Origin of the sequence: Brachybacterium hainanense, from assembly GCF_042434575.1 — a bacterium.
Lineage (GTDB): Bacteria > Actinomycetota > Actinomycetes > Actinomycetales > Dermabacteraceae > Brachybacterium > Brachybacterium hainanense.
In genome coordinates, this window is record NZ_JBHLSV010000010.1 from 25,624 (window position 1) to 37,840 (window position 12,217).

Below are 12,217 nucleotides of genomic sequence, written 5' to 3' on the forward strand. Positions count from 1 at the left end.
GCCGGTCCTCCCGAAGGGCACCCGATGCACATCACCCCCGCCCCGCCTCCCGAAGCGCGCCGCCAGATGGGATGATCGACGGCGATGACCACCCTCGACGCCCCCACCGCCCCTGTCCCGTCCCCGGCACCCCGGCGCACCCTGACCATCGGACCGCACACGGTCGACACCCCCGTCGTCCTCGCCCCGATGGCCGGGATCACGAACATGGCCTTCCGGCTGCTGTGCCGCGAGTTCGGCGCGCTCCACAGCGCGGACGACGGCGGGCTGTTCGTCTCCGAGATGGTGACGACGCGCGCGCTCGTGGAGGACCACCGGGAGTCGTGGCGCCTGGTCACGATGGGGGAGCGGGAGACGCCGCGGTCGGTACAGCTGTACGGCGTGGACCCCGCGACCGTGCGGCGCGCCGTCGAGATGATCCGCGAGCGCGACCTCGCCGACCACATCGACCTGAACTTCGGCTGCCCCGTGCCCAAGGTGACCCGGCGCGGCGGCGGCGGGATCCTGCCGTGGAAGACGGAGCTGTTCACGCAGATCGTCCGCGGTGCCGTCGAGGCGGCGGGGGACGTGCCCGTCACGGTCAAGACGCGGGTGGGCATCGACGCGGAGCATCACACCTATCGCGACGCCGGGCTGATCGCGCAGGAGGTCGGTGCGGCCGCGATCGCGCTCCACGGGCGGACGGTCGACCAGCACTACTCCGGTCAGGCGGACTGGTCACGCATCGCCGAGCTGAAAGAGGTCGTCACGGGGATTCCCGTGCTCGGAAACGGGGACATCTGGTCGGCCGAGGACGCGCTGCGCATGGTCGAGGAGACCGGCTGCGACGGCGTCGTCGTGGGCCGCGGCTGCCAGGGCCGTCCATGGCTGTTCGCGGACCTCGCGGCGGCCTTCGCGGGCAGCGAGGAGCGCGTGCGCCCCACCCTCGGTGAGGTCGCGCAGATCCTCCGCCGCCACGCCCAGCTCCTCGTCGAGTTCTTCGAGGACGAGGGGCGCGGGGTGCGCGATCTGCGCAAGCACGTGGCCTGGTACTTCAAGGGATACCCGGTGGGCGGGGACCTGCGGCACCGGCTCGCGACCATGGAATCCCTCGAGGACCTCGACGCGAAGCTGGCCGAGCTCGACGCCGACTCCCCGTACCCGGGCGAGGCCGTGGAGGGCCCGCGCGGTCGCGCCGGGACGCCCAAGCGCGCCGTCTGCCCGCAGGGGTGGATGGAGACCCGCGAGATCACCCCGGACATCGCCGCCCGCCTCCACGAGGCCGAGCTCAGCATCTCCGGGGGCTGAGGCCGATGCTCACCCCTCCCGGCTACACCCCCGCCGATCTCGAGCGCTATGCACCGGAACCGCCGAAGTCGCGGACCCGCACACCGTTCCAGCGCGACCGTGCTCGCGTCCTGCACTCCTCCGCCCTGCGCCGGCTGGGCGCGAAGACGCAGGTGCTCGGCGCAGGGTCCAACGACTTCTCCCGCACCCGCCTCACGCACTCGCTCGAGGTCGCCCAGGTAGGGCGCGACCTCGGGGCGGAGCTGGGCTGCGATCCCGATGTGGTCGACGCCGCCTGCCTCTCCCATGATCTGGGGCATCCGCCGTTCGGGCACAACGGCGAGAAGATCCTCGACGACATCGCCGCGAGCTTCGGCGGCTTCGAGGGCAACGCGCAGACCCTGCGGCTGCTCACGCGGCTCGAGCCCAAGGTCGTCGGCGAGGACCGCCCCTACGGCCTGAACCTGACGCGCGCCGTCGTCGACGCCGCCGTCAAGTATCCGTGGGAACGCGGAGCCGGCCCGGACCCGCTGTCCAAGAAGTTCGGGGCCTACGCCGATGACCTCGGCGTGTACACCTGGGCCCGCGAGGGTGCTGTGCCGGGACGCAAGTGCTTCGAGGCCCAGGTCATGGACATCTCGGACGACATCGCCTACTCCGTGCACGACGTCGAGGACGCCATCACCGGCGGCTCCCTCGAGCTCGGCCGGCTCGCCGACCGGCAGGAGAGGGCCGCGGCGCTGTACGTCGTCCAGGACTGGTACACGCCCGGGGACACGATCGAGGAGCTCGATGCCGCGCTCGCCCTGCTGGAGGCCGAGGGCTCCTGGGTCCGGGGCTTCGACGGCTCTCTGCGCGCCGCCGCCGCGCTCAAGGACCTGACCAGCCAGCTCATCGGGCGCTTCACGCATGCCGTGGTGGCCGCGACCCGGGAGGCCCACGGGCACCAGGACCTCGCCCGCTACCGCGGGGAGCTCGTCGTCCCGGAGGCGACGCGGCGGGAGATCGACGTGCTGAAAGGGCTCGCCGCCGCCTACGTCATGGCCTCCGCGACCCAGCGGCCCGTGTACGAGCAGCAGGAGCAGATCATCCGCGAGCTCTATGCGATCCTGTGGAACACCGGGACCACGCACCTGAGCCCCCTCTTCGCGGAGCTGTGGGAGCGCGCGGGGTCCGACGACGAACGGCGCCGCGTCGTCGTCGACCAGATCGCCTCGTACACCGACGTGACGGCCACCCGTCTGCACGCCTCCCTGTACGACCGGTCCACGACGCATGTGACGGCCGCGGACACGCCGCTTCCGGGCCTCGGATCGGAGCTGTGAGGAGCCAGATGAGCACGGGCAGGATCCGGCGCGAGAACATCGACCAGGTGCGTGATCGCGCGCGGCTCGAGGAGATCGTCAGCGAGCACGTCACGCTGCGCACCGCCGGCATCGGCTCGATGAAGGGGCTGTGCCCCTTCCACGACGAGAAGACCCCGTCCTTCCACATCCGCCCCCAGCTGGGCCACTGGCACTGCTTCGGCTGCGGCGAGGGCGGTGACGTCATCGCCTTCGTCCAGAAGATCAGCCACCTCAGCTTCGTGGAGGCGGTGGAGATGCTCGCCGGGCGCTACGGCGTCCAGCTGGAGTACGAGGAGGGCGGCCCCGGGCAGGGTCGCGGCGAGCGCACCGACTTCGGCACCCGTCAGCGGCTGCTGGATGCGCATGCGATCGCCGAGCAGTACTACCGCGAGCAGCTCGCCACGCCGGTCGCCGAGGTGGGGCGGCGCTTCCTCGCCGAGCGCGGATTCGACCGCGCCGCGGCCGAGCACTTCGGCGTCGGCTTCGCGCCCGAGGGGTGGGACTCGCTGCTGGGGCACCTGCGGGGACGGGGATTCACCGAGCAGGAGCTCGCCGCGAGCGGACTCGTCTCCCAGGGGCAGCGCGGCGTCTACGACCGCTTCCGCGGCCGTCTCATCTGGCCGATCCGCGACATCACCGGCAAGACGATCGGCTTCGGGGCGCGTCGGCTCCTGGAGACCGACAAGGGCCCCAAGTACCTCAACACCCCCGAGTCCCCGCTCTACCACAAGTCCCAGGTCCTCTACGGCCTGGACCTCGCACGCAAGGCCATCGCCGCCGAGCACCGGGTGGTGGTCGTTGAGGGCTACACCGATGTGATGGCGGCGCACCTGGCGGGGATCACCACCGCCGTCGCGAGCTGCGGCACCGCCTTCGGCGCCGACCACGTGAAGATCGTGCGCCGCATCATGGGCGACACCGCCGCGACCGCCGGGCTCAACCTGGGCGGCGAGGGCCGGGCGATGCGCGGGGAGGTCATCTTCACCTTCGACGGCGACGCGGCCGGGCAGAAGGCCGCCCTGCGCGCCTTCGAGGAGGACCAGCGGTTCGTCGCCCAGACCTTCGTCGCCGTCGAGCCCAGCGGCATGGATCCGTGCGATCTGCGCATGGCCAAGGGCGACGAGGCCCTGCGGGACCTCATCGGCTCGCGCACCCCGATGTTCGAGTTCGCGATCCGCTCCGTGCTCGCCCAAGTCGACCTCGACACCGTCGAAGGGCAGGTCAGCGGTCTGCGCATGGCGGCCCCGGTGGTCGCTCAGATCCGTGACCGCGCGATGCGCCCCGAGTACGCGCGCCGGCTCGCAGGCTGGCTCGGCATGGACGAGCGCACCGTCCTGCGCGCCGTGCAGGACGCCTCGCGCGCCGTGCCGCGGCAGGGGCGGCACGAGGCCCGGGGCGAGCATCCCGCGCAGCCCTCCGGCGTGGGCGGGGGAACGGCCGAGCAGGCGCCCATCCCTGCCCCGCGGATCGCCGACGTGGTCGGCCCGCGGGACCCCGTGGGCCAGGTCGAGCTCCAGTCCCTCGCCGTCATGCTGCAGGCCCCGGCGCTGCTCGAGGCGGACACCGTGGGGTCCCTGCCCGATGATTCCTTCCACGTACCGGCGCTCCAGGGGGTCTGGGACGTGATGCTCGCGGCCGGGACGCTGCTGGACGCCGTCGAGGGGACCCTCAGCCCGGCCCGCTACCTCGACCAGGTGCTCGAGATCGCGGGGGAGACCACGCGGCCGCTCATCGTCGAGATCGCGAACCACCCGCTGCCGGCGCGGGACGAGGCCTCCCTGCAGCGCCTCGCGCTCTCGCTGCTGGGCCGGCTCGCCGAGCTCTCGGTGACCCGCGAGTACTCCGTGCTGAAGCAGCGTCTGCAGCGCGTGGACCCGGGCCGGGATCCCGAGCGCTACCAGCAGATCCTCTCCCAGCTGAGCGCTGTGCAGGAGAAGCGGCGCGCGCTGCGCGGGGCGGACTGACCGGACCGATTCGCCCCTGCCGCCGCGAGCTGGAACAATGGCCCGGTCGCCCGCCGTGAGCGGGCGGGCGGGCCAGTAGCTCAGTCGGTCAGAGCACCGGACTCATAATCCGTCGGTCGTGGGTTCAAGCCCCACCTGGCCTACCGCAGCCTTCACCGTTCCTCCCCGTCCTGAGCGGCGTGAGGCATTGCCTGCACCTATCGAACAGCGATAGATTCACGTCGTTGCTCGATAGTCCCATCGGGAGGTCCGGATGAACGTCGTCAGTGTGCAGGTGCTCCGGGTGATCGTCGTGATCGCTCTGATCGGCTCGCTCGTCATCCAGCTGGGGTTCATCCCCCTGGCATGGCTCGAGGCCCGCGGGGAGTCGCCGCTGGTGACCGTGCTCGCCGTGATCGGTCTGCTGGGCGTCCTCGCGCTGCAGGTCATCGGGGTCTGCATCCTGCGCCTGCTGGGGATGGTGCGCCGCGGGCGCGTGTTCTCCCCTCGGGCCTTCAGCTTCGTCGACGCGATCACGGCGGCCCTCGGCGTCGGGGCGGTCCTCGTGCTCGCCATCGCCGTGGTCGGCGCGATCGCCAACCGCACGAGTGCCGGGGACGTCGTCGCCCCCGGAGTGGTCGGCATGGTCTGCGGCCTCGCTCTGGTCGTCGCCGGCGTGTGCCTCGTCGTCCATGTGCAGCGGCAGCTGCTCGCCCAGGCGACCCGCACCCTCCAGCGCGCCGAGCAGCTGCAGTCCGAGCTCGACGAGGTCGTCTGATGGGGATCGTCGTCGACATCGATGTGGTCCTCGCACGGCGCAAGATGTCCGTGGGCTCGCTCGCGGAGCGCATAGGCATCACCCCGGCCAACCTCGCGGTCCTCAAGAACGGGCGCGCCAAGGCCGTGCGCTTCACGACCCTGGCCGCGCTGTGCGAGGCCCTCGAATGCCAGCCCGGAGACCTGCTGCGCTGGGTGCCCGACCGCGAGCCGGAGGACGAGTCGGACTGACGCTCCCGCCTCGAGGAGCCGCGCCGGCTCAGGACTCGCAGCCGACGCCGTCGCCGTCCCGGTCGAACTTCTTGCGGAAGCCGGGATCGCCAGCCCGGATGGGAGCCTTGCCCGCGGCCCTCACCTCGTCGCAGTTCTTGTACGAGGCAGGGGCCTCGTCCTCGGGGTCCTCCGGCGCGGACGTCCTCTCCCGTGCGGGCTCCGACGTCCTGGTCGAGGAGGACTCGCATCCCACACCGTCGCCGTCCCCGTCGAACGCCGCGCGGAAGCCCGGGTCGCCGTCCCGAATGGGCGCCTTCCCGGCCGCACGGACCTCCTCGCAGCTGGCGTAGGAGACCGGCGCCTCCGTCGTGGGCTCCGCCGTGGTCGTCTCCGGCGCGGCAGCCTCCGTGGTCGGCGCCTCCGTGGTCGGCGCCTCTGTGGGCGGCGCCTCTGTGGGCGGCGCCGGCTCCTCGCGAGCACCGTCGCCCTCCCCAGGGGCGGGCCAGGCCAGGGCGGCGGTGACGGCGGGCTGGCCCTCGCAGGTCGAGAGGACACGCTCGATCGCCTCGCGCTCGGCGGGCTTCACCCAGAGGCCGTACTTCGCCTTCACGGCGATCTGCAGGGCGACGTACTCGCAGCGGTGCCCCGTGCTGGGAGGCAGCCAGGTCGCGGCGTCGCCGTCGCCCTTCTGGCGGTTGAGCTCGCTCTCCACGGCCAGCAGGTTCAGCGGGTCGTTCGCGAACTGCTGCCGGGTGGCCTTGTCCCAGGTGGATGCTCCCGACTGCCAGGCATCGGACAGCGCGACGACATGGTCGATGTCGATCGCCCCGTTGTCGCGGTCGAAGGCGACCTCCGCGCCGCTGTACGGCGAGGGCGACAGAACCCCGGTCAGGACGACGCAGCCCTGCGTGTCCCGCTTGAGGATGATGTCGTGCAGATCGCGGCGCAGCACGTCGTTGCGGGTGTCGCAGCCGTTGCGGTCCACGTCCTGGCGCCAGCCGAAGGAGTCCCTGTCGTACCCTGTCTTCGATCCCCGCTCCTGGACGGGCAGGGCGCTGAGCGCGCCGAGCGCGGTCGACGGATCCGCCGTCGGAGTCGGCGAGACGGCGTCCTCGGGCGCCGTCGTCAGCGCGGACGGGGACGGCTCGGCGGACGCCGCCGGGACCCGCGCCGGCGGCTGCGGGGGAGCGAAGACCGCTCCGATCACGCCGAGCCCGAGCAGCACGACGAGGGCGAGTCCGCCGCATCCCAGGCACGACAGGCCCGAGAGGATCCCGATCTTCCTCCGACGATTCGGATCTCGGCGCGGGCGGGACATAGCGACTCCTCTGCTTCAATGAATGTGCAGGTCACAGTGTCTCCCGTCGACGAGGAGGCTACCGACCGGTACGGCTGAGATGCCGCTCACGGGTCGTCCGGGAGCCCCGGGACGGCCCTCCGCCTCCGCGCCGCGAGCTCCCGGCGCGCCTACGATGGAGGGCCCCACGTCCTCTGGAACGGAGCGAGAACACGATGGCGACCGCACTCCTGATCGTCGATGCACAGCTCGACTTCACCGAGGGAGGTGCCCTCGGCGTCGCCGGAGCGACCACCGCGTTCCGGCGCATCGCGGAGACGATCCAGGCAGGGCTGCGCGACGGCACCCTGGCCCAGGAGCATCCCCTCATCGTCACCACCCAGGACTGGCACATCGACCCCGGGGACCACTGGTCGGACAGCCCCGATTACGTGGACTCCTGGCCCGTGCACTGCGAGGCCGGCACCCCGGGGGCGGAGCTGAACCCGATCATCTCCCTCGCGCTGCGCGGCGTGCACCCCGACCGGCTGCTGCGGGTCACCAAGGGGGAGCACGAGGCCGCATACTCGGGCTTCGAGGGGCACGACGCGGAGGGCGCGCCGCTCGCCGAGCTGCTGCGGGCCCGCGGGATCACCGCCGTGGACGTCGTCGGCGTCGCCACGGACCACTGCGTCCGCGCGACGGCCCTGGACGCGGTCTCCGCGGGCTTCCAGGTGCAGCTGATCGCCGACCAGACGGCTGCCGTCGACCTCGGTCGCGGGCAGGCGGCCATCCAGGAGCTGCGGGAGGCGGGCGCCCGCATCCTCTGACCGCCAGCGGCGTGGCGTCGGTCATAAAGTGCCGGTCAGCGCCCCTTTCAGGTCGCGAGCATCGTCCGGGCCCTGATAGAGTCTCTCTCGTTGATCCCGCGTAGCTCAATCGGCAGAGCATTCGACTGTTAATCGAACGGTTACTGGTTCAAGTCCAGTCGCGGGAGCCATGCCAGCTCAGCCCCGGATCCGTCCGGGGCTGAGCTGTTTCCGAGATCGGAACCCGTCCGCTCCTGCAGGAGGACCGCCCATGACGTCGACCCCGAGCGATCGTTTCCCCCGTCCCGAGGCCTACGGCGAGGGGAGCGTGTGGGCTGACCGCGTCGGCCACCGCAGCCTGGTGGGCCGCAACCAGCGCGGCGTGGAGATCCCCATCGGCCAGGGCGAGGGCGAGATCAGCCCCGGCGAGCTGCTCAAGCTCGCGCTCATCGGCTGTGCGGGCATGTCCTCGGACTTCGCGATCGGCCGGCGGCTCGGCGAGGACTTCGCCATGCGCCTGTGGGCGCACGGCACCTCCGACGGCGAGACCAACCGCTACGCCCGCATCCCGGAGGAGATCCAGCTCGACCTCGAGGGCCTGGACGAGGCCGCTCTCGCACGCCTCGTGACCGTGGTCGGCCGCGCGATCGAGTCGGGCTGCACGGTCGAGCGCTCGATCGTCCCCGGCGTCGAGGTCACGCACCGGATCCTGGGCGTCGAGGCCGATCCGGAGGCCCGGGCATGACCCTCCGCGAGATCCGCGTCGTCGGCGATCCGGTCCTGCGCACCCCCTGCGATCCGATCCGGGAGATCACTCCCGGCATCCGCTCCCTCGTGGAGGATCTCGTGGAGACGGTCGACGAGGACGGCCGCGCCGGTCTCGCCGCGAACCAGATCGGCGTGTCGCTGCGCGCCTTCTCCTACAACCTCGACGAGATCGGGCTGGGCTGCATCCTGAATCCGGAGATCGTGGAGCTGTCCGAGGAGGTGCAGGACGGCGAGGAGGGCTGCCTGTCGGTCCCCGAGCTGTGGTTCCCGCGCACCCGGGCGGCCTTCGCCCGCTGTATCGGCACCGATGTCGAGGGCCATGAGGTCGAGCTCGCGGGCGAGGGGATCGTCGCCCGGCTGATCCAGCACGAGGTCGACCATCTCGACGGGCACCTGTACATCGACGGGCTCGAGCGCTCCGTGCGCAAGCGTGCGTTGCGGGAGATCCGCGAGAAGCTCTAGGCTGGACGGGCATGCCGCTGTGCTCGCCCCTCACCGGGGGAACCGTCGCGTTGGGGAAGACGTGATCGGAAACCGGAAGGACCGCGATGACTCACGGTGTGCTGTTCATCCACTCCGCGCCGCGCGCCCTGGCCCCGCATATCGACTGGGCGGCCAGCGGAGTTCTCGGTGTGCCCGCACGGCTGCGCTGGGAGGCGCAGCCCGTCGGCCGCTCGCTCCTGCGGGCCGAGCTCAGCTGGCGGGGGGACGAGAGCACCGCCGCCCAGCTGGTGAGCGCTCTGCGCGGCATGGACGGGATCCGCTTCGAGGTCGTGCAGGAGGCGACGCCCCGCTGCGACGGCGCCCGCTGGTCCTGCACCCCGGAGCTGGGCGTCCACCACGCGAGCACGGACCGGGCCGGGAACACGGTGATCAGCGAGGACCACGTCCGCGCCTGCATCGAGCGATCCGGGGGAGACGCCCGCGCCCTGGTCCAGGAGCTCGGCATCGCCCTCGGCGAGCCCTGGGACGAGGACCTCGAGATCTACCGCCATGCGGGCGAAGGCGTTCCCATGCGCTGGCTGACGCGCGTGAGCTGAGGGACGGCGCGCGGGCACGAAGAAGCCCCGCCGGAGGGAGCTCCGACGGGGCCGCTCGTGCTCGCTCAGGCGGTCGTGACCACCACGGCGACGTCATGGCCGCCGAAGCCGAAGGCGTTGTTCAGCACCGCGAAGTCGCCGGCGGGCAGCTGCGCGGGAGCGTTCGCCGCGATCCGCATCGGCACCTCCGGATCGAGAGTCTCGATGTTGATGCTCGGCGGGGCGGTCCGATGGTGCGCCGCGAGCACCGAGAACACGGTCTCCAGCGCCCCGGCGCCGCCGAGCAGATGGCCCGTCATCGACTTCGTCGAGGACACGATCGCCTGGTCCGTGACGCCGTCCAGCGCGGCCACCACTGCGTTCAGCTCGCCGATGTCGCCCAGCGGCGTGGAGGTCCCGTGCGCGTTGACGTGCGCGACGTCGGCGGCGGAGATCCCTGCGTCCCGCACCGCCTCGCGGATCGCACGGGCCTGGCCCTCCTGGGAGGGCGCCGAGATGTGATGGGCGTCGGAGGCCATGCCCCGTCCGCTCACGTAGCCGTAGATGCGGGCGCCGCGTGCCTTCGCGTGCTCCTCGGACTCGAGGACGAGGATGGCCGCGCCCTCGCCGAGCACGAAGCCGTCGCGGTCCTTGTCGTAGGGACGCGAGGCATGCTCCGGATCATCGTTCCGGGTCGACAGCGCGCGCATGTTCGCGAAGCTCGCGAGCGGCAGCGGATGGATGCAGGACTCGGTGCCGCCGGCGACGACGACGTCGGCCCGGCCGCTGCGGATCATGTCGAGCGCGTTCGCGACGGCCTCGGCGCCGGAGGCGCAGGCGGACACGGGGGTATGCGCGCCGGCCCTCGCCCCCAGCTCGATCTCGATGTGCGCGCTCGAGGAGTTCGCCATGAGCATCGGCACCGTGAAGGGGTTCACGCGGCGCGCGCCCTTCTCCTTGACGATGTCCCACTGGTCCAGGATCGTCCAGACCCCGCCGATTCCCGTGCCGACGATGACGCCCAGACGGACGGGGTCCAGCTCCGGGGCGCCTGCATCGGCCCAGGCCTCCCGGGCCGCGATCATGGCGAACTGGCCGCTCGGATCCAGCTTCTTGGCCTGGGGGCGGGGGAGGTGGTCGTACGGGTCGAGCTGGACCGAGCACGCGAAGGTGACGGAGAGCCCGTAGCGCTCGGCCCAGTCGGTGTCGAGGGAGCGCGCGGTCGAGGTGCCGGCCAGGGCGGCATCCCAGGTGGACGCGACATCCCCGCCGAGCGGGTTGACGGTCCCGAGGCCGGTGACGGCGACACGGGTGGTGGGAGCGGACATCGAGGACCTCCGGGTCAGCTGAGGGGGAGGAGGGCGCCGGAGCGCCCCGGGGGAGCAGGGAGCGCCCGGGACTCGTCCGCGGCGGACGGCCCGGGCGCTTCCTGGATCAGGCCTGCGCGCCCGCGATGAACTTGACGGCGTCGCCGACGGTGACGAGGTTCTTGACCTCTTCGTCGGGGATGCGCACCTCGAACTTCTCCTCGGCATTGACGACGATCGTCATCATGGAGATCGAGTCGATGTCGAGGTCGTCGGTGAAGGACTTCTCCGCCTGGACGTCCTCCGTGGCGACACCGGTCTCCTCGTTGACGATCTCAGCGAGTCCGGCGAGGATCTCGTCTTCCGTGTGTGCCATGGGGTCTCCTTGTATGTCTGGACTGTGCTGGCAGGAAAAGAGTACCTGCGACCTTGCCGTGAACGGGGCGCACCGCGGCGCGTCGCAGGACTTCGGGGGTGAGATGCGCCCCGATTCAGGGCAGCACCACGACCTGACCGGCGTAGGCGAGGCCGGCGCCGAAGCCGAACTGGACGACGACGTCGCCGCTCGTGGCGGCGCCCTCCTCGATCAGCCGATGAACGGCCAGAGGGACGGAGGCGGCGGAGGTGTTGCCGGTCGTGGCGATGTCCCGGGCGATGACGACGTCCTCCGGCAGCTTCAGCTGCTTGACGAGCTCGTCGATGATGCGCATGTTCGCCTGGTGCGGCACGAACACGTCGATGTCGTCCGTGGTCAGGCCGGACTGCTCGAGGGCCTCGCGGATCTTCTTCGCGGTGTGCCACACGGCCCAGCGGAAGACGGTGCGTCCGTCCTGCTCGAGGGTGGGCCACTCCGTCTTCCCGTCGCGGAAGTCCAGCAGCGATCCGGTCATCCGGATCGTCTCCCAGTTCTCGCTGCCGCTGCCCCAGACCGTCGGGCCGATGAGCGGCTCCTCCGAGGCGCCGACGACGGCTGCCCCGGCGCCGTCGCCCAGGAGGAACGAGATGCTCCGGTCCGTGGGGGAGACGAAGTCGGAGAGCTTCTCCGCGCCGATCACCAGCACGTTGCGGGCCGCGCCGGAGCGGACCAGAGCATCGGCCTGGCCGATGCCGTAGCAGAAGCCCGCGCAGGCGGCGGAGATGTCATAGGCGATCAGGTCGGGGCGGCCGAGCTTCCCGGCGAGCAGGGTGGCGAGCGAGGGCGTCGCGTAGGGGAAGCTGATCGTGGAGACGATGATCGCGTCGAGCTCGTCGATGTCGATCCCGGAGCGCTCGAGCGCCTCCTGGCCCGCCTGCTCGGCGAGATCCTGGACGCCGACCTCGGAGCTCGCGCGGGTCCGTGTGATGATGCCGGTGCGCTGGCGGATCCACTCGTCGGAGGAGTCGATCGGGCCGACGAGGTCGTCGTTGGGGACGACGAGGTCGCCGCGGGCCGCGCCGTAGGCGAGGATCCGGGAGCCGGGGACGGCGGGGCGGGGGCGCAGCGTGGGGGCCAT

The 12,217-nt window shown here is 71.7% G+C and carries 13 protein-coding genes and 2 tRNA genes; 11 read left to right on the top strand and 4 right to left on the bottom strand.

Annotated elements, in window-relative coordinates:
- The first annotated feature begins 84 nt into the window (after positions 1-84).
- From dusB to ACFFF6_RS09675, 6 genes are all read left to right on the top strand, one after another.
- A complete protein-coding gene (gene dusB, locus ACFFF6_RS09650) occupies positions 85-1,287 on the top strand; it encodes a tRNA dihydrouridine synthase DusB (protein ID WP_376980154.1) in 1,203 nt (400 codons plus the stop codon).
- 5 nt (positions 1,288-1,292) lie between these two features.
- On the top strand, positions 1,293-2,591 hold the full coding sequence (locus ACFFF6_RS09655) for a deoxyguanosinetriphosphate triphosphohydrolase (protein ID WP_376980155.1): 1,299 nt from the start codon (positions 1,293-1,295) through the stop codon (positions 2,589-2,591).
- Positions 2,592-2,599: 8 nt separating this feature from the next.
- Positions 2,600-4,576: a DNA primase gene (gene dnaG / locus ACFFF6_RS09660; RefSeq protein WP_376980156.1), complete on the top strand. Its 1,977-nt coding sequence runs from the start codon at positions 2,600-2,602 to the stop codon at positions 4,574-4,576.
- Positions 4,577-4,645: 69 nt separating this feature from the next.
- Positions 4,646-4,719 (top strand) — tRNA-Ile (locus ACFFF6_RS09665).
- Between the two features lie 110 nt (positions 4,720-4,829).
- On the top strand, positions 4,830-5,333 hold the full coding sequence (locus tag ACFFF6_RS09670) for a DUF2975 domain-containing protein (protein WP_376980157.1): 504 nt from the start codon (positions 4,830-4,832) through the stop codon (positions 5,331-5,333).
- Positions 5,333-5,563 (top strand): helix-turn-helix domain-containing protein, encoded by a 231-nt coding sequence (locus ACFFF6_RS09675; RefSeq protein ID WP_376980158.1) that lies wholly within the window; start codon positions 5,333-5,335, stop codon positions 5,561-5,563. Before ACFFF6_RS09670 ends, ACFFF6_RS09675 begins: the two co-directional genes overlap by 1 nt.
- A gap of 28 nt (positions 5,564-5,591) precedes the next feature.
- Here ACFFF6_RS09675 and ACFFF6_RS09680 read toward each other — a convergent pair whose 3' ends face one another.
- Positions 5,592-6,863: an excalibur calcium-binding domain-containing protein gene (locus ACFFF6_RS09680; RefSeq protein WP_376980159.1), complete on the bottom strand. Its 1,272-nt coding sequence runs from the start codon at positions 6,861-6,863 to the stop codon at positions 5,592-5,594.
- A 194-nt stretch (positions 6,864-7,057) separates the two neighbouring features.
- Between ACFFF6_RS09680 and ACFFF6_RS09685 the strand changes: the two genes are divergently transcribed.
- The 5 genes from ACFFF6_RS09685 (at position 7,058) to ACFFF6_RS09705 (ending at position 9,438) form a co-directional block, all read left to right on the top strand.
- The gene (locus ACFFF6_RS09685) at positions 7,058-7,651 is read left to right on the top strand and encodes an isochorismatase family protein (RefSeq protein WP_376980160.1); all 594 of its coding nucleotides are present in this window, start codon (positions 7,058-7,060) and stop codon (positions 7,649-7,651) included.
- Positions 7,652-7,745: 94 nt separating this feature from the next.
- Positions 7,746-7,821: transfer RNA gene (locus tag ACFFF6_RS09690), tRNA-Asn, on the top strand.
- Between the two features lie 80 nt (positions 7,822-7,901).
- Positions 7,902-8,375 carry an OsmC family protein gene (locus ACFFF6_RS09695; RefSeq protein ID WP_376980161.1) on the top strand — a complete coding sequence of 158 codons (474 nt, stop codon included), beginning with the start codon at positions 7,902-7,904 and terminating at the stop codon, positions 8,373-8,375.
- Positions 8,372-8,860 carry a peptide deformylase gene (gene def / locus ACFFF6_RS09700; protein ID WP_376980162.1) on the top strand — a complete coding sequence of 163 codons (489 nt, stop codon included), beginning with the start codon at positions 8,372-8,374 and terminating at the stop codon, positions 8,858-8,860. Before ACFFF6_RS09695 ends, def begins: the two co-directional genes overlap by 4 nt.
- Before the next feature lie 86 nt (positions 8,861-8,946).
- On the top strand, positions 8,947-9,438 hold the full coding sequence (locus ACFFF6_RS09705) for a DUF3145 domain-containing protein (protein ID WP_376980163.1): 492 nt from the start codon (positions 8,947-8,949) through the stop codon (positions 9,436-9,438).
- 65 nt (positions 9,439-9,503) lie between these two features.
- On the opposite strand, the gene ACFFF6_RS09710 is transcribed toward ACFFF6_RS09705, so the two are convergent.
- The 3 genes from ACFFF6_RS09710 to ACFFF6_RS09720 all read right to left on the bottom strand — a co-directional run bounded on the left by ACFFF6_RS09710 (position 9,504) and on the right by ACFFF6_RS09720 (position 12,217).
- Positions 9,504-10,745 (bottom strand): beta-ketoacyl-[acyl-carrier-protein] synthase family protein, encoded by a 1,242-nt coding sequence (locus ACFFF6_RS09710; RefSeq protein WP_376980164.1) that lies wholly within the window; start codon positions 10,743-10,745, stop codon positions 9,504-9,506.
- A 106-nt stretch (positions 10,746-10,851) separates the two neighbouring features.
- Complete coding sequence (locus tag ACFFF6_RS09715) at positions 10,852-11,100, bottom strand: acyl carrier protein (RefSeq protein WP_376980165.1); 249 nt, start codon at positions 11,098-11,100, stop codon at positions 10,852-10,854.
- Between the two features lie 115 nt (positions 11,101-11,215).
- Positions 11,216-12,217: a beta-ketoacyl-ACP synthase III gene (locus tag ACFFF6_RS09720; protein WP_376980166.1), complete on the bottom strand. Its 1,002-nt coding sequence runs from the start codon at positions 12,215-12,217 to the stop codon at positions 11,216-11,218.

Excerpts from the sequence above, each read along its gene's own strand:
- dusB (WP_376980154.1), top strand. The coding sequence starts at position 85 with ATGACCACCCTCGACGCCCCCACCGCCCCTGTCCCGTCCCCGGCACCC.
- ACFFF6_RS09655 (WP_376980155.1), top strand. The coding sequence starts at position 1,293 with ATGCTCACCCCTCCCGGCTACACCCCCGCCGATCTCGAGCGCTATGCA.
- dnaG (WP_376980156.1), top strand. The coding sequence starts at position 2,600 with ATGAGCACGGGCAGGATCCGGCGCGAGAACATCGACCAGGTGCGTGAT.
- ACFFF6_RS09670 (WP_376980157.1), top strand. The coding sequence starts at position 4,830 with ATGAACGTCGTCAGTGTGCAGGTGCTCCGGGTGATCGTCGTGATCGCT.
- ACFFF6_RS09675 (WP_376980158.1), top strand. The coding sequence starts at position 5,333 with ATGGGGATCGTCGTCGACATCGATGTGGTCCTCGCACGGCGCAAGATG.
- ACFFF6_RS09680 (WP_376980159.1), bottom strand. The coding sequence starts at position 6,863 with ATGTCCCGCCCGCGCCGAGATCCGAATCGTCGGAGGAAGATCGGGATC.
- ACFFF6_RS09685 (WP_376980160.1), top strand. The coding sequence starts at position 7,058 with ATGGCGACCGCACTCCTGATCGTCGATGCACAGCTCGACTTCACCGAG.
- ACFFF6_RS09695 (WP_376980161.1), top strand. The coding sequence starts at position 7,902 with ATGACGTCGACCCCGAGCGATCGTTTCCCCCGTCCCGAGGCCTACGGC.
- def (WP_376980162.1), top strand. The coding sequence starts at position 8,372 with ATGACCCTCCGCGAGATCCGCGTCGTCGGCGATCCGGTCCTGCGCACC.
- ACFFF6_RS09705 (WP_376980163.1), top strand. The coding sequence starts at position 8,947 with ATGACTCACGGTGTGCTGTTCATCCACTCCGCGCCGCGCGCCCTGGCC.
- ACFFF6_RS09710 (WP_376980164.1), bottom strand. The coding sequence starts at position 10,745 with ATGTCCGCTCCCACCACCCGTGTCGCCGTCACCGGCCTCGGGACCGTC.
- ACFFF6_RS09715 (WP_376980165.1), bottom strand. The coding sequence starts at position 11,100 with ATGGCACACACGGAAGACGAGATCCTCGCCGGACTCGCTGAGATCGTC.
- ACFFF6_RS09720 (WP_376980166.1), bottom strand. The coding sequence starts at position 12,217 with ATGGCCCCCACGCTGCGCCCCCGCCCCGCCGTCCCCGGCTCCCGGATC.